Origin of the sequence: Levilactobacillus parabrevis ATCC 53295 (assembly GCF_001434055.1) — a bacterium.
Taxonomy (GTDB): domain Bacteria; phylum Bacillota; class Bacilli; order Lactobacillales; family Lactobacillaceae; genus Levilactobacillus; species Levilactobacillus parabrevis.
Window position 1 is genome coordinate 1 of the sequence record NZ_AZCZ01000042.1, and the last position, 20,837, is coordinate 20,837.

Below are 20,837 nucleotides of genomic sequence, written 5' to 3' on the forward strand. Positions count from 1 at the left end.
ATACGGTCAGTTATTAGGTGCTTACCGTCCCCGTTTGCCAGGCTAAAACTAAACGCAAGCAAAAAGTCCCAATCAAGCCAACACACAGTTAGCTCAATTGGGACTCGTTATTTAATTGATTGCTCTCGACAATTTAGCACTTGCAATTGCTAACTTTAGCCGGAAGCGGATAGGTTCTACGCAGTGACGAGCTTGTTTGTCAGCGCTTCTCGCTGGCTTACAAGCTGGGACGTTTGGGAAAATCGTGATTCTCAGCGGGGTTCCCAGACGCTCGTGAAGACCGCTCTTTGGCTTCACGAGTTGCCCCACAGCGTAGTACCTATCTACTGCAGGCGTTCAAAGTAGGTAAGTTGCTAGTTCTTCATTGCGCGGACTTCTTCGAGGAACCACTTGTTGAACTCAACCGCATCGATATCAACGGATACCTTAGCGTTGGTCTTGCCATCGTGGTAAGCACCGCGGATGTCACCGACCGTTTCACCAATGGCTGGGCCATCAGTTTGGACGTCGATCCACATGTCTTCCGTCGTGATTGCTTCTGGGTGAAGCAGGTAGAAGATGGTGTTCACGTCATGCATGGCGATCCCCTTGTCACTGTTGTCACCATCGTTAACGATGATGTCATGCAGCATCTTACCGGTTTCGCTGATTTGTGGCAATTCTTCGATGCTTTCGTGGGTCAATAAAGCCTTCATGGTAATGTCCAAACCAACCATTACGATTGGTACACCAGACTTGTACATGATAGCGGCAGCATCTGGATCGGTGAAGACGTTGAATTCTGCGGCACTGGTCATGTTCCCTTTGCCTAAGGCACCACCCATGGCCACGATTTCCTTGATGTGGCTCTTAACTTCTGGGTACTCGGAGAAGAGTAAAGCAATGTTGGTGTATGATCCCGTTGGCACCAAGGTAATTGGTTCGTCGCTAGCCATGATTTCGTCATGTAAAGCTTCAACGGCAGTCTTGTCTAAAGGCTTTGGCAAATCAGTTGGGAAGTCGTAACCTGGCATCCCTGATTCCCCATGAATCCGAGCGGCGTCTTCGAAGTCCTTGAACAGTGGTTGTTCAGCACCGGAAGCCACTGGAATCTTGGCGTTGAAGAAGCGCACGATCTTTTGGGCGTTGATGGTGGTCTTGTCGACCGTCACGTTCCCAGCAACCGTCGTGATCAGCTTCAAGTCAATGCTAGGATCGTTGATTGCCATGGTTAAAGCAGCTGCATCGTCAATCCCGGGGTCAGTATCCATAATAATTTTAGTAGTCATCTGTGTTTCCTCCCAATGAAATTAATTTCAGTTTCGTCAGCGGCCGTAACCGCTTACGTTTAACTCGTAAGTGAAACCCCGCCATTACAGCAGGGCACTAAAGACTAAATCAAGTAGGAACAGCACGCCTAATAGGTAGACGGGCCAAGTCATCTCCTTAGCTTTACCCAAGGCTACCTTCATAACCGGGTAGCAGACAAAGCCAAAGGCCAGACCGGTCGAGATGCTGTTGGTGAATGGAATCAGCACGATAATCAGAAATGCCGGGAACCATTCGGAAAAATCAGCCATCTTAATGTTACCAATGGCCGCCATCATCAGCGCACCCGTGATAATAATCACCGGCGCAATCGCTGCGGATGGGACATAGGCCAGTAGAGGTACAAAGACCAGTGAGAGCGCGAACAGGACTGCGGCAACTAACGCCATGATCCCGGTCCGACCACCGGTTTCAATACCAGAAGCACTTTCAGCGGCTGCCACCGTGGGACTGGTTCCTAAGAAACCAGACAAGAAGGTCGTCACGGCACTACCCTCAAAGGTCTTCTTGAACTTCTTTTGGTTCGGCAGTAAGCCTTGCAGAAGGCCCATGGATTCAAATACTAGAATCATGGTCATGGAGAAGGCTGCCAAGATAAATGGCGTGCTCAACCAGTGAGAGAAATCATTCTTGAAGACGATTTCGTGGTACTGTCCTAACCGTGCTAAATCAACGCTAGGCGTGTCAGCATCTTTGATTCCAAAGAAGAAGGCCACCAGACTCGTCGCGATAATCGCGATGAAGAAGTTTCCCTTCACCTTTCGAATATACAGAATCAGACTGAGAATCAGTCCAAACAGCGCCAACAGTGGCGTTGGTTTGGTTAGATCCCCTAGGACCACCAGCGATGAAGTCTTCCCAGCGACAATCAGCCCGGCTTTCTCCAGGCCGATTTCCACCAGGAAGAGCCCAATTCCCGCGGTAATCCCACTCTTTAGCGACTCTGGAATGGCCTCCGATAGAATCGTCGACACCTTGGTAAAGGCGATCAGCATGTAAACAAAACTGGCGACCGCCGCAATCCCCAGGGCTTCACGCCAGCTCAGGCCCATGTTCACCACAATGGTGTAGGTAAAGAAGGCGTTGACCCCCATCCCTGGTGTCAGAATGATTGGTGCATTGGCCCAAAAGGCCATCACCAAACACCCAATCACCGAAGAAAAAATGGTGGCGAAGACACTCAAGTCGGTGGGAATCCCGGCATCCTTTAAGATTAGCGGGTTCACGATAATAATGTAGGAGATGGCGAAGAAGCCAGTTACTCCCGCGATCAGTTCGTTGCGGACGACATCCTTATGCCGCAGCGCTTCTCTTAGCGTCATATCATTGGCTAAGTCCACCTGCGATTGTTGCTTATCCATAAAAATCCCTATCTTTCGATGCGTCATTACTCGACGCACAGACTTCAACGGGCTTTGCAACCGAATGGTCTCACGCATCCGGCTGGGTTTCACTTCCCGTCTAGGAAGGTCGGCACCCGTACGGACTAATCGAGCGGTTGCTCGTTAGTCTCGCTACATATTGTACATGACGTTCGTTAAAAATCCTGGTGAATTGGCTCGGGTAGCAATGCGCATTAGGGTCGCCTTGCCGGGCAGTTAAAATGAACTGGTTCGCTGTGGGCGGACGCTGGAAGCCACAGAGCGGTCTTCCAGCTTGCTTTGAACCTCTGAGAACCGAGTTTCAAAGTCACCAATTCTCTAAGCGGCAAGCCGCCAAGAGAATTCCCACGGCTGAGTCCATTTTAAATGCCCTCACGGCTTACACGCGTTTGGAAAACCCAAGCCAATCACCATTTTTCTTTCTGTATCCGTGTCTATATGGTTCCCTGGCACCATCATCTAGCGGCGACATTTCCTTGGCCTATTCGGCCACGAATGTGATCAGGTAAGGCGCTCAGCCACCACTTCCTGACGGATGAAAGTCGGTGCTAGATGGGGTAAATCAGGGGGCATTTGACACAGATAGCCCAAAGCCATCGGCCCTGGGCTATCAATTTTTTAAGCTTCAATCTAAGGTTGGTAAAATATTACCAAACAAAGAGACCAACGATCCCGGCAGAAAGCAGGGAAACTAAGATCCCAGAAAGTAACATGTAACCAACGTTCTTAGAGATCAGTTCGTTGTTTTCACGGTCAACGATCCCCTTGAAACAACCGATAATCATCCCAGTAGTTGAGAAGTTAGCGAATGAAGTCAAGAAGACAGTCAAGATGGCGCGGTAGTGAGGTGAGAATGCATCCGTGTTGATGGTTGAAGCGATCTTACCCATAACAACGAATTCATTCGTAACCAACTTAGTACCCATGTACTGTGCGAAGCCGAATGCATCGTGGACGTTCAGACCCATTAACCAAGCGAATGGGAACATGATGATCCCAAGGATGTGTTCCAAGGATAACCATGGGTTGAACAATTCAAGAATACGGTCGATCAATGCAGCCAAGGCAACGAAGGCGATAACGTTTGCGGCGATGATCAAGATCAGACGACCGGCACCTAAGATAGAATCACCCAAGAATGAGAAGAATGGTTCTTTCTTACCGTCATCTTCAACGGCGCCTTCTTCGGCAGCAGCAGCGCTAGAACCACCGATTTTAGCGATAGTATCTTCTTCTGGTGCAACTTCAACAGGGTTCAGCATGTTCGTTACGATAATGGCGTTCAAGATGTTAATTGGAACGGCCGTCAAAACGAACTGCCCAGGAACCATTTGAGTATATGCACCCAGAATGGAAGCCGTGATACATGACATCGACATCATGGCAAGCGTTAAGTTACGTTCCTTACGCATGCTCTTTAATTGTAATTGAGAAACGGCTAAGGCTTCAGTGTTCCCTAAGAACATCATTTCAACAGAGAAGAATGATTCAAACTTAGGTTGGCCAGTAATGAAGGAAAGTCCACGACCAACCCACTTGATGATCCAAGGCAAGATCCCGATGTAAGTCAGGATATCGAACATTGGAACAACCAATAAAATTGGCAGCAATGAACTCGTAATGAAGTTCATTGACTTAGCAGTCCCACCGAAGTTCGGTGTTACCCAGTTAGGTAAGGCGAAGACGATCCCTTGGTAAGCCACTTGGACTAACCAGTTGAAACCATCGGCGGCACCCTTAACGATGTCTTGCCCGATAGAGAAACTGGTGAAGAACCAAGCCAATACCAAGTTAAGAACTAAGACGATAGCAGTTGATTTCCAGTTGATCTTTTTCTTATCCTTTGAGAATAAGAAAGCGAGTGCGAGGTAAACAATTACCCCTAAAATATTGACTGCGACTAGCATTGGTCAAAATACCTCTTTCCGATATTATTCTTTGATGTATGGCCCCTTTGCCATACAAAAGTTGACACGATGTGTTGCGGCAGAAATTATGTAACGCATAACTTCTGTTACGAACGTAATCAGTTCGTAACGGCTAGATTTCAACGCGTGCGGCGAATGGTGAAATTGCTAAATCTAAATATAATGGATGTTTCGGTGCCGCAAGCACGTTGACCTTTGCAACCTAGTGGTTAACCCCTGATGTGCTGCTACATCACCTCCCTTCATGGTGCCATGTTCGTTTCTTCTTATTGCGTAAATTCATTTAAAAAGCTATGTCCAGCGGCGTGACCCGCTAAGCCGAAATTCTCAAGGACTGTGGCGCCAACATCTGCTAACGTCCGGCGAATGCCCAATGCATGGGTGCTTGGCCGTGATGCCGAATAAGCAATGATCGGCAGATACTCGCGGGTTGGCGTGACGGTCGCTGTTGGATCGACGGCATGGCTGGCAGTCACGAGTAACAGGTCATTGACCCCCATATCGTGAATCACCTGACCTAACGCTTGATCCGCGTGGACCAGTGCCTCGCCAAAGCCCTCAATATCACCACGTTCACCGGCGAACCGAAAATCCGGTAACATTACCAACGCCATTCCTGAAGATGGCCGGTATAACAACTCATTGAGTACGCGGAAGGCATCCTGGTTGCTTCCCAGCTGAACCTTTTCCGCGGCATCCTGCGTCTGTAAATAACTCTGAAACGGTGCGGCAATGGTAACGGGATACCCCGCTTCAGGCAAGGTTGCCAGAACACTCTGCGTGCGAGTCCGACCATTGTAATCCCACATCTCTCGCAAACCCGTTGCGGGCTGGTTATCCTGAGCCGCCATATGTAGACGGCCAAAGAATCCCATGGGGACCGCAACCGGGTCAATACCGAACAGTGGATGGTCAACCCGAATATTCCCGAGGCCTAAGCGCTGTAATGTTGGAAGATTTAGTTTACCCGACCAACTAACCGCCACATGACCTAATGTATCAGTTCCGACAGACTGAAAGCGGTTTGCGTCCGGGGCTTCCCCCAGGCCTAAACCAGCAAAGTCAATCACGAAAATGCGATGAAATGCCACCATTTCTCACTCCTCAGGTCAACACCGGCATTCAATTCCAGTTGGTGTTTTTTCGGTCTAGTAATAATATACCGTTTCCAGGAGCGCCTGTAAATGGCTGATTGCAAGAAATCTGAGAAACCTGATTTCCGAACATTGCGCCCCTTAATCGTTGACAGCACACGGCCACCAGGCACGGACTTCCCACGGTTACCCGGAGTGGCAGCAATTTACATAAAAGGATTTACTTGGTCCACGAACCCTTTATGCGAGCGCTACCACTTACTGACACGATTACAAGCTGACTAACCAAACTAAAAATCAAGATTCCGTTAACCCAAGTCGGCGATGGCTTGGTTGAACCGAACAACTTACTTCTAGAATCATAAAAACGGGCTTCAAGTTGGGTGAAAATAACTTGAAGTCCGCTAACTTCCGGAAAGGAGGTTGTGACTTAATTCCCGTTTGATAATCATTTTAATACTTAATCGCCTCATAACTTGTATTTCGAACCAACTGCCGCAGCCCCAAATCATACTATATTTTATTTCTGGCTACCGTTTTGGTTTTGGAACGGTGACGCTTAATTCCTTCATTACCTCAACAGATCACGCTCTAACGATTCTACTTGAAATCCTTGTATGACCTCTGCATCCGTAACATCCGAGCTCTAGTTAAAACTTGTAACACTGTCTACACGTCTCTAAACACATACGCTTACGTGAAGCGCTAAGCTGACACTATATTCAGTTGTTCATCATTCTTGAACTGTCGCTTGAATCCACCAGAGTTCGTTAGAAGGTTTATCGGAGTTGTCAAAAACATTTTCTTTGTTGCGGGTTTCTCTACTAAAAACCTGTCTCTCGTCAAAACGGAAATCGGTTTCGTAAAGCATTGACTCAACTAGATCATGTGATGCTGGAATCACAACTCTTAATTCCTTTCCGTGACATAATAGTAACACGGCCTGTAAGCGTTTGCAATAGAAAAGCTAAAACTTCTTGATTTATTTTATCCGATCGACCTAGAACGTTGATATAACAGACATCCAAGCAAAAAAATACCGTCAGCGAGTCGTGGTCGCCAACGATATTTTTGATGTATGAATCAATTCCAGGCAAATTCCATGGGTTCTTGTTTGGAGGAAAAGTTTCACAGATATGAGCTTAGTAAATTGATTCCAAATTAAGTAAATCGAAACGAAATGTCGTGTGGAGTTACCCTCAACACACACCATAGTTATACCGCGAATCCATCCACATTGCACACTTTTTGAACCCGCAATTTTCATCGAGAGATTGAAAGCGGCGACTAATGGGCATTCACAGCGATAAAAGAATTCTCCTCAGTTGCGTCGCGCCATTAATACCAAGAAGGCTTATCCCCATCGGTATTGGGCTTGTTAACGCCCAAGGATTCCCGGATGGCCTGACTTGGATCAGCGACCAATTTAGCCACAACAGCGGCGATGCTCTTTCGGGAAACCTCTGTCCCTTTGAAGGCTTCACCCTTCTTCGTGGTCTCGTAGTCAATCTCATCCTTATTGCTCAACCAAGCTGGCCGAATCAGGGTGTAGTCAACATCAGAACTCTCAATAACCTTGGCAGCGGCCGCGTAAGTCTCCAGGTAACCCCCATCCAGCATCTGGTGATTCCACTTGCCATAATTGCCCGGAACTTCGTCGTAAATGCCTAACGTAGAGATCCAGATCAAGCGACTGACTTGGCTTTCGTCCATTGCCGCCACAACAGCTTTGGCTTCGTCCTCAATATTCTTACCCGCGAGGTTAGCATAGACGATATCGCTACCAGCCATGGCGGTCTTTAAATCGGCAACGTTGCTGGCATCGCCCTCAACGACTTTGACCCGGTCACTGGCGGCATCCGCTAAACGCTTGGCGTTCCGCAGAAACAACGTTAAGTGGTTCTGGTCATTTTCCAGCAACTGTGCTGTAGCCAGCTTAGCAATTTTTCCATTGGCACCCAGTACTAATACGTTTGTCATAAATATTAACCCCTTTTCGTTTTTGTTTACGGTTATACTGTAATACTCATAGTTACATTTAGCAACTGAAAAGGTTGGGGACTTTTGGGTGGATCTGCTTGAACTAGCTTAATGACGGAGATTTTAGGGTTAAAAAAAGCAATGTTGCTAAGGCAACATTGCTCGAGTGGAAATTAAATTGATTGGGGCTTGAACTTGCTGGCTACGGTTGCGGGTGAAATGCGCTCCTCCGCTACCATAGCCGAAACGTGCACCGAGGGGCAGCTGGTTGCGCTTAACCCCAATAAGCAAATAATCCAAACCCGGGATTTTTTGCTTATTGACGTTAATGCTCGCCAGCTAACCGCCCCTCGGCGCACTCTTTTACTAAATCAACATCAACGTTACACCGTCAATCGGCGTCAAACTGTCGCCTAAATCACCGAAGACTAATTCCTTCTGGAAAATCGGCGAATCGAGTTCAGTCAAGTTCGTCTTTTCAACGGTCAGATGATAACGGCCATGCCGGTCCTTACTCAAGCCATAATTCACGAATTCTTGTTCGGGGGCGTATTCCGCGAAATGGACGGCGTAATGTCCGAGCTGGTGGGAAACGACCAGACGAATCCCGTTTTCATCTCTAAAAATGTGCAAAATTGTTCACTCCTAAATTGATTGAAACTATCCCGGTATTTGGCACAAAAACAAAGGAAGGGTCGCGACAACGCTTCCCTCCCGCTATCGGCCCGTAGCCAATCAAGGTTGGGAAACGTGCCGCGGCTGTCGACAATCACGGCTCATCAATCCATGATCAACCTACGTGCGCACAGTGATGTCAGCCTTGCCAAACCACGAAGAGTTCGGCTTCACCAGGATAGTTCCTCTATGTACTTAGATTGTACCATACTTACCCTAAAAAGATTAGGCACACTCAGCAAGCCAGCAAATTTTCTAAAAAAGGTGCCCCCGTCCCTTGCCAGTGGTGGGGCAAACATGGTTCAATATTAATAACAAGGCAATTAATTATTAAATTAACTAGTAATTACGCATTCTAATGGAGGCCCACTATGGCAAACACAAAGAACAGTCAGGCAGCAAAGATTCGCCAGCAAATTATTACTTGGTTACAGGACGATCAAACATCAGAGGTCGTATCCGAAGAAAAATTCCCCGGGATTCGCGGAATTCGGGCAGTCAAGCTGCGCGATATGTTAGGAAAACTAGGCTACGTCTCCTCGGTCGTAATGGGCGCCGTCTCAGCTGCACCATCCATCGATCACCGCATCAAGAAGGCCGCAGTCAAGCCACGGGAGGTCTACTACTACTTCGACAGTAATATCCCAGCGCCGGTAAAGGTCCAACGGCAGGCCCAACAGGCAGCCACTGCCGCAACGGTCACAGCGACACCAGTAGCCTCGTCAGCAGCTGTTCACACGATCCAAACGACAGGGCTCACCGGACTCTCTGGTACGCCAGCTTTCAAACAGCTGGTTGCGGCCAACGATCACTTGGCTAGCGCGGTGGATGACCTCCTGACAGCCGCCCAAAGTCAGCGTCCCCTCTCCGATCTAGAACTAGACTTCTTGACGGATTTTGCGACCCAGGTAGCTAAGCAGACAGAATCACTCCAAAATTTCACTGCCCAGACGCGAATCGATCGTTTACGACGACTGTAACCCCTGTTAAGTAATTCACTTATTAGATAGTGCCCATAATTATTTAACCAATTTAACGTTTTTTGCGAAATTTCCTTGACTTTTAAGCACTCGACCTTTAATCTGTTATAAATTACTTTTATGGGGGGACGATTGCTCATGGCATTACACGAAGATAACCGGGTGTTTTGTGAAAAGACCGAACTTTTCTCAGATTCATTCTACGGCACCATTACAAAAATCTACGAACATTCCGCACTGGTGAAGGTTGAACCCGACCAACTCTCCAAGAAGGAAACCGATAAGATCGATTCTTTCGGGGATCTTGTTGTTATCCGCCTCAAGGAACTACAATTGGTGGACGCCGCTGGTAAGCCTATGGACGAACCAGAAGACGAAGAACCGTTAGAAGCAGCTGAATAAGCGTTACTGACTGCCAGTCCACACCGCGTGGGCTGGCTTTTATTGTGCTCGCAAACGCGGCTATTGGATGTCCTGTCAGCGTAGAAATTGGCGTGCTATTAATAATTCCACCATTTCTGATAGTTCCCGCGTCGCGCAAAAGAAGGTGCGGGCCATCCCGCACCTTCCATTTTGTTTAAAATTAACGTGCATTGACAATCTCGGTGAGCTGTTGAATCAGCTCCGGCAGCTCTTCATTGAGGACGTCACTGACGTGTTCTTCAATGCGCCGGCCGCGCGGTGTGATTTCGAAAACGTGGTAGCGGCGGTCGGTCGCCAACGTCTCGTCATCAATGTAGCCGTTGTTTAACAGCCGGCTGATCTGGATTGAAATCATGGATTGGCCGACGTTCAGGCGCCGCGCCAGTTCACTTGTACTAACTTTCTCCATTGCCAGTTCATGCAAGATCCGATATTGTTCAAACGTGATTGCATCCCCGCTGCTTGGCCGTTTGATAAAGGGGCGCAGGAGTGAATTCAACTGGTGAATCCGCTGAACGTCCACGGCTAACTTATTGGCTTCCATCATGTTACTCTTCCTCCTCGTGACCACCGACAGCCTTACTTCGTCGGTCCGTCTTTAACATAGTCATCGCGTAGTGGTAACTTAGTGGGTAAAACCATAAGCCCTGAAAGTTACCTCCCCTAAACATCCTACCACAGATAACAGACTACATTATAAACAAATCACATCTTAGCCAAATTTGCTATTATTATCTTTATACGGAGTGCTGATAAACGTTGAAATGGCGGCATTTACGCCTGAAATCGCTCGTCATCGAAATGCAGGGCCTCTTTGTTCCCCTGGCGGAGACGCTTGAGTAGTAACGTCACATCCACCTGAGATTCCGAGATGCCCATGAGATTGAGCCCACTAACCAGCAGATAACGCTGATGAAACTCAATTGCTGCTTGCCCATCGTACTCTTCCTGTGTTAGCAGGGCGTCCACCGACAGAGCGTGGTGCTGGGTATATTGAAATTCAGTCGTCATCTGATGGGCGATGCGTAACGTTTCGTCATTCTTCTTGCGTAAGCGCGCAGCCGAATCACTGAAGATAATCTCCATCCCATTATCAAGTTGGGCCCGGACCTGCTTCTTTCCCCATACAGCGTTGATATTGTCGACAAATTGGAGTCCTACCCAGCTGTTATGACCGCCATGCTTGGGTTGCTCCGTCGCGACGACTCGCAGCTTGCCACTAACAATGGGCAGTGGTTCGCTCAAACCGAGCATCTTCACGTAGCTTCCCATGTTGAGCCAAGCCATGTTCGTCGACATCAGTATCAGGTTGGCCAATGCCTTGGGCGTGAGTGCCGCACGGAAGAAGCCATCGCGCATGGTCACCACGACGGAATCAGCCGCGAGATTCGTTTGCCGGAAGTTCTTAATAAAGACCACCGACTGCCAATCTAGCTCGGGCTCACCGGTCGGAATTCGCCGGGTAACATCCTCCAACTGTAACTTCGTAAAATCAATCACATTTTCCCGTTCGATCTGACTACGCAGTTCGGGGCGAAGACCGCGGGTTAATGGGTTAACCATAGATATTCTCCTTAATAGGAAAATTGAGGTATTCGATAGCTTACCATGGCCTTCCTGTTACCCGGCTATAGATTGCCACAAAAACCGAATGATAGCAAGAAATATACATTGAATTTTTAAAATTAGTTTCAGAACATACATTGGCTAGAATCGCCAGTATAAACGATTTCTACAGGTCATCATTTGGCGGATGATGGACGAACTATAATTTAATTTATTCCTATTAAATTCGAGTTTTCTCATAAACTGGCACAAACTTTCATGGGGATTTCATGCAATAGCCAGAATTACTTGGTATACTCTAGGAAAAGGTGAGGTGAAGGGGTATGGCCAAACAACGACATCCGTTGGGAGACGTGCTGTACAAGGCCCGCTTGGTGTTGGCGGATGGGGCCAGTCACGCGGAGGTTTTGAAAAATCTGGATATTCCTGGTTGGTATCTGATTGAGTTGGAACACAACCACATCACTCACCCCAACCCGGACTTGTTGACGTTGATCTTCCAATGCTACGGGCTGAACAATGATCAGGTGGCCGCCCTGCAGCGAATGCCAGATTTAACGACGGCACTATTCGAGCTGACCCTCACCACGGAACTGAAATTAGCGGCCAACCACCACGAAACGTTGGACTGGCCCGACAGCGCAACATTTGCCGCTGAACATGGCATTGTCAAGATGCGCGACCCGCGCGACGTCAACAGCTATGCCGACATCCTTCGCTGTATCCGTTTGAATGCCGAGTGGTGTCCAATTCACACGGCCAGTCTGATCTACGGCGTCTCCCCGATGGCCTACTGGCAAATGGAAGCGGCCCAGATTCCCGTGTCTAACGCAGCCATCGCTGTCCTAGCGGAACGTTTACGCACGGATAATTTGCAACCCTTTCTGGAGGCGGAGAACCTGTCTGCCGCGGTTAGTGCGCAGTTGCGGGACCATCCTGAGAATTTACCAAGTTGACCATTTTGAGATTAGAAAAAGGACCACTCCGGTTGGGGGCGGTCCTTCGTGTAACAATCGTTAATTACTTGTTTGTGTAGTAGTCGTTAACACCAGTGGTCGTTTGAGCCTTTGCAGGTGAAGTCCCGGTCTTTTCTGAAGCCGTGTAGAAGGCCTTAGTCGAGCTACCGAAAGTACCGGCAATCGTGCTAGAAAGTTTGAATTCCGTGTAGTACTCTTTCGTATCGTTAGACTTCTTGTAGTTAGGCGTGTCAAGCGTTGCTAACCCAGCATTGGTCAAGTAAGTGGACGCATCTGAAGCAGTGAAGGTCGCTTCGGAAACACCAGTGAACCCAGCAGATACAGTAGGGAAGGCTACCGTGTTTTCAGTAGCAGTCTTACCAGTCGTGTAAGCTTGGATGCCCTTAGCGGCTTGGGAAAGGTCCCCGTTACCAGCCGTCTTGTAGAACGTAAACTTAGACGTTGTTGGTTGGTTTTGGTTAACGACTAAGGAAATCGTGTCACCAGTCTTGGCGTTACTCAAAGCAATCTTGTTTGAGCTATCGCTAGCTACGTAACTGTAACCCGTACCAGTCAAAGCAGCCTTGCCCCAAGCATCAGTAGCTTGTGTCGTCGCATCGTTGCCAACAGCGGTACCCTTAACAGTTGATAAAGCCTTAGTTGCGTCAGCCTTCAAGCCAGATAACGTCGTTGAAGCAACGGTCTTGCCACTAGCTGTGAAGTTGACATTAACATCGGTAGCGGCGTTAAACGTAGCGCCAGCTGGCTTCGTAGCAGTAACACCTTTAGAGTAAACCCAACCGTTAACGTTTGAGTTAGTAGCATCGGTCACGTAGTAGTAAGTTGACCCTTCACGTGACTTCTTGATGGCAGACGTTACCGTCAGCACATCGTTAGCGTAGTCGGTCGTGTCCTTAACAGACTTCGTTGCCTTGTATTGCGTGTACTTAGGTGCGCTCCACGTCACGCCAGACTTACCAGGCTTGGCAAAGTATACGGTCGTGTTAGCAGGCATCTTAGCGGACTTCGTCGTTGAAGCCTTCTTGATCCCACCAGCAAAGGTCCCGGCCTTCTTACCACCGTAAACGTAACCACGGTACTTACCGTCCATGGAAACGATCTTGTAGTAAACAGAGCCCTTGTTCGTCGTCTTTTGGTAGTAAGCACGGAAGTAATCAGCGGACTTCTTGGAAGAGGCTAACTTATTCATCGTGTTCTTTGAGGCAACCGTCTTGGCACCTTTAACAGTCCCTGGCTTGGAGTAGAGGGCGTTCTTCCCAGTAGGTTGAACGTTGCGCTTCGTAGCGTCGGTGCTCAGAGTCTTACTTGAAACAATCTTAGCCTTGCTAGCAGCTTGAGCAGTGGTCGAAACCGTGGCAACGGCTCCTAAACTCAAAGCAGCTAAACCAAGGTAAAGTGATTTGGCTAAATTTGATTGCATAATGTACTGTCTCCCTTGAATGTTTAAGTTATGTGTTAACGCCTTCTAGTATACCAAATTAAATATAAATTTACTGATAATTAATCAAACTTTCGATGACTTAACCACTAGCCGTCGCAACTATTGACAAAAGCATCCACAACTAAAAAAGAACCGCCATTTCTGACGGTTCCCATGTGTAAATTTAAGCGGACTATGACACGCTCCAGGTCCCGCCGTTAGCAGTTGCGGTCGCCTTGCCACCGACCAACGTCGCCTTAAAGTTGGCGGTCAGTACATCTCCGTATTTGGCCAACTTATGACTGCTGACAAAGGTGCTGGCGGCAAAGACAAAGTCGTAGTGGTAAAGGTTCCCACCCTGATCTTTGTAGGTCTTGGTCCCGCTAATGTTACCCCGGTTAATACCGATCTCAATTTTGGTCAGGTTAAGCTCCCCAATCAGTTGGCCCGCTTTGCCGCTTAGAGCTTGCGTTGCATCCGTAGAAAGCGTCATGGCCAAATCCTTACTAGAAAGCTTACTGCCCTTACTCAAGCCATCAACCACCGCAACTTTACCGTTATCAACACTATCAACGGTCAACTGCAATTGCGAGGTAGCTGCTGACATAACATCGACGTACACCGTGTTGCCATACGTTGCGCCAAGCACGGCACTCGACACTGCAGTCGCGGACGTCGCCTTGTAACCGCTAGGTGTCATCGCCGTCACGTAATCGGTCAGATTGGTGCCCGCAGCGTTCTTGGCATTGTCCACGCGACTTCCGGCGTGAGTATTGGCCTGTGCGGTAACCCATGTGGCATTCCCTACCAGCTTGCCATTCTCCCGGTAGACTACTTTGACACTGTTATCACTCGTTGGCGTCTGATCAACTTCACCTACCATCAGACCACCAAATGACGTGTTGCGCGCGTTCTGGTAACCTTTACCGGCATAAATCCAGCCTGCAATCGATGCATCCGTCGTGGACGTGACGTAGTAATACAATGTTCCCTCTCGCGTCTTCGTCTCAGCCTTGGATACTGTGAACGTATCGTGCTTATTGGATCCATACAGGCTAACCTTGTGCGCTTTGTACTGGGTATTCTTTGGCGCCGTCCATAATGTATTCTTGTTGACATTCTTCAAATGAAAACCGGTCGTCCGTGACGGCATTGTGGCGGACTTCGTAGTTGCGACTGTCTCAATACCGGCCGCTAAGACGCCTTTCGTACTACCACCATAAATATATCCCCGATACTTGCCATTCATCGAGACGATCTTGTAATAGACCGACCCCCGATTCGTCACCGCCATGTGATAGGCCCGAAAGTAATCCTTAGAGTATCCCGACTTCGCCAACTTCTTGACCTGTCTGGTAGAAGCCACCAGCTTGGCGCCCCGAACCGTCCCCGGCTTAGTGTAAATGGCGTTAGATCCGGTTACTGCCACATTCTGTGCGTGCTTGCCCAATGCCGACTTGGACACAATCTTTGCGCTCGACGAGGCCTCCGCTGTACGTGCCGCATCAATCGTGATCGTGACCGCACCGAAACTCACCGCCACGGCTCCTAGACACAGCGATTTCGCTAAACTAGATTTCATGCTATTTCTCCCCTGAAAAAGTTGTAGGTGAACAGGGCCAGTATAGCGAGCCGCGGTTAAAATTAAAAGCGACTATTGAAAATATGCAATGTAAATAATTATAATCACTTATCAATATATTTATAAATAGGCCGCTAACTATTACCCAGACGACCCTGTCGTCATTTATAAATTTCAGACCATTTATTTTTAAATATCGGCCGTTTGCTCATAATGCACTAACTTCTCTAGTAGCCCCTCAGCGTCCACCTCAGCTTGGCGGCAGCGTTCTTGCATAATCACTCGGTGATTGCGTACAAGGCTACTCAGCGTCACTGGAGACAGTAACCAACGCAGCTTGAGTTCCTGGTCGTAGGGTTGCAGGGCCATGTTAGCTTCGATGTCAGCTAGGAGACTTTCATCGAGTCCCAGAACAACCGCCGCTTCCGATTGAGAGAGTCCCATTTCCTGGCGAGCAGCTCGGATCTCTTCCGGCTGGAGAAAGTTATACTTTCGCCGATAGATGGCAAAATCCGTTCGGAAATTGTAATCCGGATCGTCAACCGGTTCCAGGTATTCCTCCTCATCATCGACATCGGCGGTGGCCGGTACCCAGTAACGGTGCGTGTTGGCAATCGGTTCGCTAAAAATCTTAAGGTGTTCTTCAACTTCAATAACTTTGAAATCCACAGGTGCTCCCGTAATGTCCGGGTGACTGACGCGTGCAACAACTTTGACCATGTAGCTGACTCCCCTTCCGAAAACCCAAGTAGCGTGACGCTTACATAAATCCCATAATATTCTGCAAACTTCGTTCCATTTTCAACGTCTCCATGACTATACCGAATTTCGCCGGTTTAGTCATGGATGTTGGCTTACAAATAAATTCATAGAAAATCCCCAAATATACTAAAACGACCTGTTACCAGTTCCAACAGGTCGCTTTACTCGTTATATAATTTTTCAGTCCCCACGCACGCTCAATCTGACAACTTAAATTTGTGATCTAAACAATAGTTCAAGAACACATCCAGGTTGGTCTTCTTTGAACGTTCAAGCCTAGTAGCCATTTCCCTAACATTTTCTTCAGTTGCTGGCCAATGACCAGGGCTGAACATTTCATCGTAGCGCTTCTTTTGCCGATTACTTTGAGCAACGAATTCAAAATCAGCTTCTCGCAGGACATCTTCAAAATTTTTATCGCAGTAAATCGGCCGGATGTACGCCTTTAGTGGGTGATTACCTATACCAGAGATGTGGCCAGCCATATAATTTGTCCGCTTCGACTGGTCACTAACATCATCGACATCCATAATTGTAAAAATTCGAAAGTCTTGCAGCACGTCATCTTTCACGTCAATCGTATCGTAAGCCTCTAACAGCTTCTTCTGTGACTTAAAGATGGTATTCGTCAACTCCTTGGCAAGACCATCAACTTGAATACTACTCTTCCCCTTATCATGCGCGTAAATTACCAGGTTCAACCGCAGCTTTGACTTGATGGCACTCACCATTTTATACTCAGATTTCCCATGGACAATGACAACTGCGCAGGTATGGTTAATCATTGTCCTACCTCTAAGCCACGCACAATGTCCTCAAAATCCACATCATCCGCATAAGGGATACCGGCAAAATAACCTTCAATATACTTCTTTTGAATATTATTATGTGCAGCAATCCCTTTGTGCGCCGCTCTCGACAATGCTTCAACTCGTTTATTTCCATCCACATCACTCTGAATAATGTAGAGCGAAGATGGTTCCAGCTGTTGCATCACCTGCGTATCGTGGGTGGTAAAGATTAGCTGACCTCTCAGATCCTCTTTGACATTGTCAATCAACCGATCAATTAGCAAGTCGTGGATTCCCTGATCAATTTCGTCAATAATAACCGTCTCACCATGGACCGCATTCAGAAGAAGCGGCAATAACCCCAATAATTCACGTGTGCCATGCGATTCCGAGCTAAAAGGAATTTCCACTAGCTTCCCACCGATTCGCTTCTTTTCATACAAGACATAGTCGATCTTATTCGACGAATCCTTTTTAACTTTATAGAACAGATTGATGATATCACTGTAAAGTGGCACAAAATACTTATTAACTGTTTCCTGAGACAACATGAGCTTTCGCTTTTCACTAGCAGTATCTGCTATTTCCCCACGCAATAGATCATCTAACAGCCCCGTAAAGGAGTTGACACCAGAGACACCATCTGTTCGAAAGGCAATTCGTTTGAATGTGTTCAGCACTTCTAAAAAGTTAACATTAGTATTGTCTTGAATATACCGTTCATTACTCTCACCAGCTAGATTATTAAAGATTGCCAATAGCGTATGCTTTCCCCAAACCCTTGTGATTTCATCTGACAGTAAATCCGTTAGCTTCATATTGCCATCAAATAAGCTGGGGCTGAAGTAAGGCGTGATGCCATTATTTGTATCTCTTGAAATTTTAAACATCCGACCCCTAGATTGCTTTAACAGGAAGTTCAGTTCTTCTGAAGCAAGATAGACCGTATCACCTTCCCGCTTGAATACTAGTTCATAAAATCCCTTATGCTCATCAATGACAAATTCATATCTGATGCGCATCGGATTCACTTCATCAATTGTATAGGCATTCTTGAAAACACCAACAATTGTTGAATAAGGCATACCTTGAGTGCGGATATACTCTCGCAACAGTTGGCTCTTATCTAATGAATCTCCGTCTCCACCATCATCCGTATCCGCCATCAGTTCAGCCTGAAGCTCAGCAGATCGCTTTTGATTCGTCATAGTTTGCAAAGACAACGCCAAGTTCATAAAGACGGAAACCAAGTTCGTCTTCCCACCGCCATTTTCACCATAAATCGCAATAATCTCTTTAGCACTTCTTCTATTCTTACTTAGATCCAAATCAAGATGTAAAAAAGATTTGAAATTATCAATAACAACTCTAGTGAACATATTAAATATCCTCCATATGGATACAAAATGTATCCTTATAACGAATATTACCACAATATTGGCATGACTTATAGCCATTCGCATTAGATATTCTGTAAATTCTTTAGGCCAGCATTAGAAAGCTATTTAGTTACCAGTTCAGTGTTCACTTAACTTCCTCAGTTATGTTGTCCCAGCATAACACGCCCCGTGGCAATCCCCTAGAACTATCATATTACACATAAATTGATCACCACGCATAACCATAATCCTAGAATGACGTCCATCGCCAATACACCTTCTACCCGTAACCCCCCCACCTCATAATTTTATTGATAATCTATTCAGGTCGCGCCCAATCTCACACCTAGAATTCAGCCCCAAACCCGACCAACTCACAATTATCTAGCCTCAACAACTAATTCAACATTTCACAAACATTTACCGAGTTTATACATAAAATCTACAATACCGCAACATTCTCCTGCTATACTCTGTTCTTGTCATCAAGTAAAAAACATCACAGGAGGATTCATATGCAACGCGCAACGATCGTCAAATCACTAAGTCTCGCCTGGGTGGCCCTGTCTTTGGGTGGCCTGGGAACGTCCAGCGCCTTAGCCGCAACGACCGCCACACCAGAAACCGCTCCAATCACGCAGACTGCGGCACCGACCACGACCCAGCCCAAGCCTGGATCGCCAGAATATCCCGCATACTTAGCCGACCAGGTCGCGCAATACGGTGACGTTAAAGACACCCTGATTCCTCTTGAAGGTACCAAGAATACCCGAGACATTGGCGGGTACAAGACAGCCGATGGCAAATGGCAAATTCGCCAAAACCGGCTCCTCCGTTCTGATAACTTAAGCGCACTGACCCCTAGCGACGCAAACAAACTGGCCAAAGATCACCACGTAACCTCTATTGTTGACTTTAGAACGCCCGGTCAACAAGACAAGCAACCCGACAAAGCCATCCCCGGAGCGTCTCTGACGTCCATTTCAATCCTGGGGAACCTCGCCGACACCAACGGTAAGGGCGACGGCGAGTTCTACAACTGGCAATTGGAATTCGGCTACCACGCTGTAACGGGCTACCATCAATTCTTGAACATGCTGCTGACCAATCCGAACGCCACGCTCTATCACTGTAGCTCAGGCAAGGATCGGACAGGTATCGGTACCGTCCTGATCATGACCATTCTGGGGATGGATCGGAAGACGATCGTCAATGATTTCCTCCAATCTAACCAGACTGGGCGTCACGTTGAACGGGCTTGGATCATGGAATACTACCGAGAAATCTTCGCGCGCTATGGGACGATGGACAAATACATCAATGACTTGCTGAAGTTCACGCCGGCCCAACAGGACCAGTTACGTGCCAAGTACCTGGTCTCCACGGATGGTAAGAACACACCTTACCCAGTCGCCACGCAACCCAGTGCGCCGCAGGTTCCCAGCACACCGGCTCCGGCACCAACGCCAACACCGGAACCTGAGAAACCAACGCAACCAAACAAACCAGCTCAGAATAGTAAGCCGACTGCTAAGCCACACAAGAAGCAGCCTAAGGCTAAAATTGTCTCAATGAAGAAATTCAACACGAAATTCAACTACCGTTTAAAGGCTAATAAGAAAACCTTCAAAGACGTCTACCTCCACAAGCTGAAGGGTCACACACCTAAAAAGTCCGTTAAGAAGTGGAAATTAGTCAAGGTTGCCAAGGTGAAATTCAAGGGTAAGATCACCACACACTACCAAGTGAAGGACCGCGCTGGCCATCAAGTCTGGATTTTGAAGGGTCACGTTGTTAAGATTCACAAATAGCTTCATCGAAATCACTACCGGTATTAACGGCGTCCCCTCACAAGGGGGACGCCGTTTTGCTATGACATAAATTTCCAAACACCTTGGCTTCCGATGGGAGCATAGCAGTCGTAAGGGCCCAAACCAACTTCACCACTAATTACCAAGATGTGGGTGGCACGACCGCTTCACAGAGTGATCTGACGTCAGCGTTGACTTCGGCTAAATTAAACACAATCTACGTACCACCCTACGAATCAGATGACACGATGCTATCCACCAACGCAGCCGGCAACAAGCTCTACACCAAGTACACGCTGAACACAGGCGCCTTACCAACAGGCACCACCTCCGGCAGTTCATCATTAGTGCTGAACTACAACGCTGCTGGGAGCTATGCTTTGACGGCTGATAGTGGGAGCATGACGGCACAATAAGGCTGACCTAGAATCAAAACAAACTTGAGACTGCTACACCTCCAAACAAAATATGAGGGATGTCCTGCATAAGCAGCTCCGAAATATAGGAAACGGGAGAAAAACCATGAAATTTGGCTTTTCTCCCGTTTCCTTGCAATATCGATAAAATAAATACGATCCAAATGCTAATCTTAATATCCCCTGACGTACCCGGAAAAGACCCATTAAGATTTCTCTATATTGTCAAATACTGGTCTATTTGAGAGGAAGATACCGCAGGTGAAAGAAAGAGATACTCGCTTGCCTTCTTATGTTTTCCCGCAGCATAATTTAATCCATATCGAAAGTGTTCATACTTGGATGTAAGCTGATTCCTGAGAC

Annotated in this window: 18 protein-coding genes; 5 read left to right on the plus strand and 13 right to left on the minus strand. The window is 47.4% G+C overall.

The window, feature by feature from the left end; all coding sequences use genetic code 11:
- Window positions 1–353: 353 nt before the first annotated feature.
- The 6 genes from rihC to FD07_RS10260 form a co-directional block, all read right to left on the minus strand.
- The gene (gene rihC, locus FD07_RS10235; RefSeq protein WP_020090233.1) at window positions 354–1,268 is read right to left on the minus strand and encodes a ribonucleoside hydrolase RihC; all 915 of its coding nucleotides are present in this window, start codon (window positions 1,266–1,268) and stop codon (window positions 354–356) included.
- Window positions 1,269–1,352: 84 nt separating this feature from the next.
- Window positions 1,353–2,669 (minus strand): NCS2 family permease, encoded by a 1,317-nt coding sequence (locus FD07_RS10240; protein ID WP_020090234.1) that lies wholly within the window; start codon window positions 2,667–2,669, stop codon window positions 1,353–1,355.
- Window positions 2,670–3,337: 668 nt separating this feature from the next.
- Window positions 3,338–4,597 (minus strand): NupC/NupG family nucleoside CNT transporter, encoded by a 1,260-nt coding sequence (locus FD07_RS10245; protein ID WP_020090235.1) that lies wholly within the window; start codon window positions 4,595–4,597, stop codon window positions 3,338–3,340.
- Between the two features lie 287 nt (window positions 4,598–4,884).
- Window positions 4,885–5,712: an alkaline phosphatase family protein gene (locus FD07_RS10250; RefSeq protein ID WP_020090236.1), complete on the minus strand. Its 828-nt coding sequence runs from the start codon at window positions 5,710–5,712 to the stop codon at window positions 4,885–4,887.
- Window positions 5,713–7,050: 1,338 nt separating this feature from the next.
- Window positions 7,051–7,692 carry an SDR family oxidoreductase gene (locus FD07_RS10255; RefSeq protein ID WP_020090238.1) on the minus strand — a complete coding sequence of 214 codons (642 nt, stop codon included), beginning with the start codon at window positions 7,690–7,692 and terminating at the stop codon, window positions 7,051–7,053.
- A gap of 366 nt (window positions 7,693–8,058) precedes the next feature.
- On the minus strand, window positions 8,059–8,325 hold the full coding sequence (locus FD07_RS10260; protein WP_020090239.1) for a hypothetical protein: 267 nt from the start codon (window positions 8,323–8,325) through the stop codon (window positions 8,059–8,061).
- 413 nt (window positions 8,326–8,738) lie between these two features.
- Here FD07_RS10260 and FD07_RS10265 point away from each other — a divergent pair, with 413 nt between their 5' ends.
- Both FD07_RS10265 and FD07_RS10270 read left to right on the plus strand, forming a co-directional pair.
- Window positions 8,739–9,347, plus strand: coding sequence for a hypothetical protein (locus FD07_RS10265; RefSeq protein WP_020090240.1), 609 nt, complete (start codon window positions 8,739–8,741; stop codon window positions 9,345–9,347).
- 138 nt (window positions 9,348–9,485) lie between these two features.
- Window positions 9,486–9,749: a hypothetical protein gene (locus FD07_RS10270; protein ID WP_020090241.1), complete on the plus strand. Its 264-nt coding sequence runs from the start codon at window positions 9,486–9,488 to the stop codon at window positions 9,747–9,749.
- Between the two features lie 181 nt (window positions 9,750–9,930).
- On the opposite strand, the gene FD07_RS10275 is transcribed toward FD07_RS10270, so the two are convergent.
- Entirely contained in the window at window positions 9,931–10,317 is a 387-nt protein-coding gene (locus FD07_RS10275) for a MarR family winged helix-turn-helix transcriptional regulator (protein ID WP_020090242.1), read from the minus strand.
- 227 nt (window positions 10,318–10,544) lie between these two features.
- Window positions 10,545–11,333: a hypothetical protein gene (locus tag FD07_RS10280; protein WP_020090243.1), complete on the minus strand. Its 789-nt coding sequence runs from the start codon at window positions 11,331–11,333 to the stop codon at window positions 10,545–10,547.
- A gap of 326 nt (window positions 11,334–11,659) precedes the next feature.
- Between FD07_RS10280 and FD07_RS10285 the strand changes: the two genes are divergently transcribed.
- Window positions 11,660–12,292, plus strand: coding sequence for a hypothetical protein (locus FD07_RS10285; protein WP_020090244.1), 633 nt, complete (start codon window positions 11,660–11,662; stop codon window positions 12,290–12,292).
- A 64-nt stretch (window positions 12,293–12,356) separates the two neighbouring features.
- Here the strand turns inward: FD07_RS10285 and FD07_RS12760 are convergent, their stop codons facing one another.
- The 5 genes from FD07_RS12760 to FD07_RS10310 all read right to left on the minus strand — a co-directional run bounded on the left by FD07_RS12760 (window position 12,357) and on the right by FD07_RS10310 (window position 18,247).
- A complete protein-coding gene (locus tag FD07_RS12760) occupies window positions 12,357–13,733 on the minus strand; it encodes a hypothetical protein (protein ID WP_020090245.1) in 1,377 nt (458 codons plus the stop codon).
- A gap of 193 nt (window positions 13,734–13,926) precedes the next feature.
- Complete coding sequence (locus FD07_RS10295) at window positions 13,927–15,315, minus strand: hypothetical protein (RefSeq protein ID WP_033389016.1); 1,389 nt, start codon at window positions 15,313–15,315, stop codon at window positions 13,927–13,929.
- A 189-nt stretch (window positions 15,316–15,504) separates the two neighbouring features.
- Window positions 15,505–16,035 carry a helix-turn-helix domain-containing protein gene (locus FD07_RS10300; protein WP_020090247.1) on the minus strand — a complete coding sequence of 177 codons (531 nt, stop codon included), beginning with the start codon at window positions 16,033–16,035 and terminating at the stop codon, window positions 15,505–15,507.
- Window positions 16,036–16,274: 239 nt separating this feature from the next.
- Window positions 16,275–16,862, minus strand: a complete 588-nt coding sequence (locus FD07_RS10305; RefSeq protein ID WP_020090248.1) for a hypothetical protein — start codon at window positions 16,860–16,862, stop codon at window positions 16,275–16,277.
- Window positions 16,859–18,247 carry an AAA family ATPase gene (locus tag FD07_RS10310; RefSeq protein WP_020090249.1) on the minus strand — a complete coding sequence of 463 codons (1,389 nt, stop codon included), beginning with the start codon at window positions 18,245–18,247 and terminating at the stop codon, window positions 16,859–16,861. Before FD07_RS10310 ends, FD07_RS10305 begins: the two co-directional genes overlap by 4 nt.
- 515 nt (window positions 18,248–18,762) lie before the next feature.
- Here FD07_RS10310 and FD07_RS10315 point away from each other — a divergent pair.
- Both FD07_RS10315 and FD07_RS10320 read left to right on the plus strand, forming a co-directional pair.
- On the plus strand, window positions 18,763–20,058 hold the full coding sequence (locus FD07_RS10315) for a tyrosine-protein phosphatase (RefSeq protein WP_020090250.1): 1,296 nt from the start codon (window positions 18,763–18,765) through the stop codon (window positions 20,056–20,058).
- An 83-nt stretch (window positions 20,059–20,141) separates the two neighbouring features.
- Window positions 20,142–20,474, plus strand: coding sequence for a hypothetical protein (locus tag FD07_RS10320; protein WP_020090251.1), 333 nt, complete (start codon window positions 20,142–20,144; stop codon window positions 20,472–20,474).
- The last annotated feature ends 363 nt before the right edge of the window (window positions 20,475–20,837 follow it).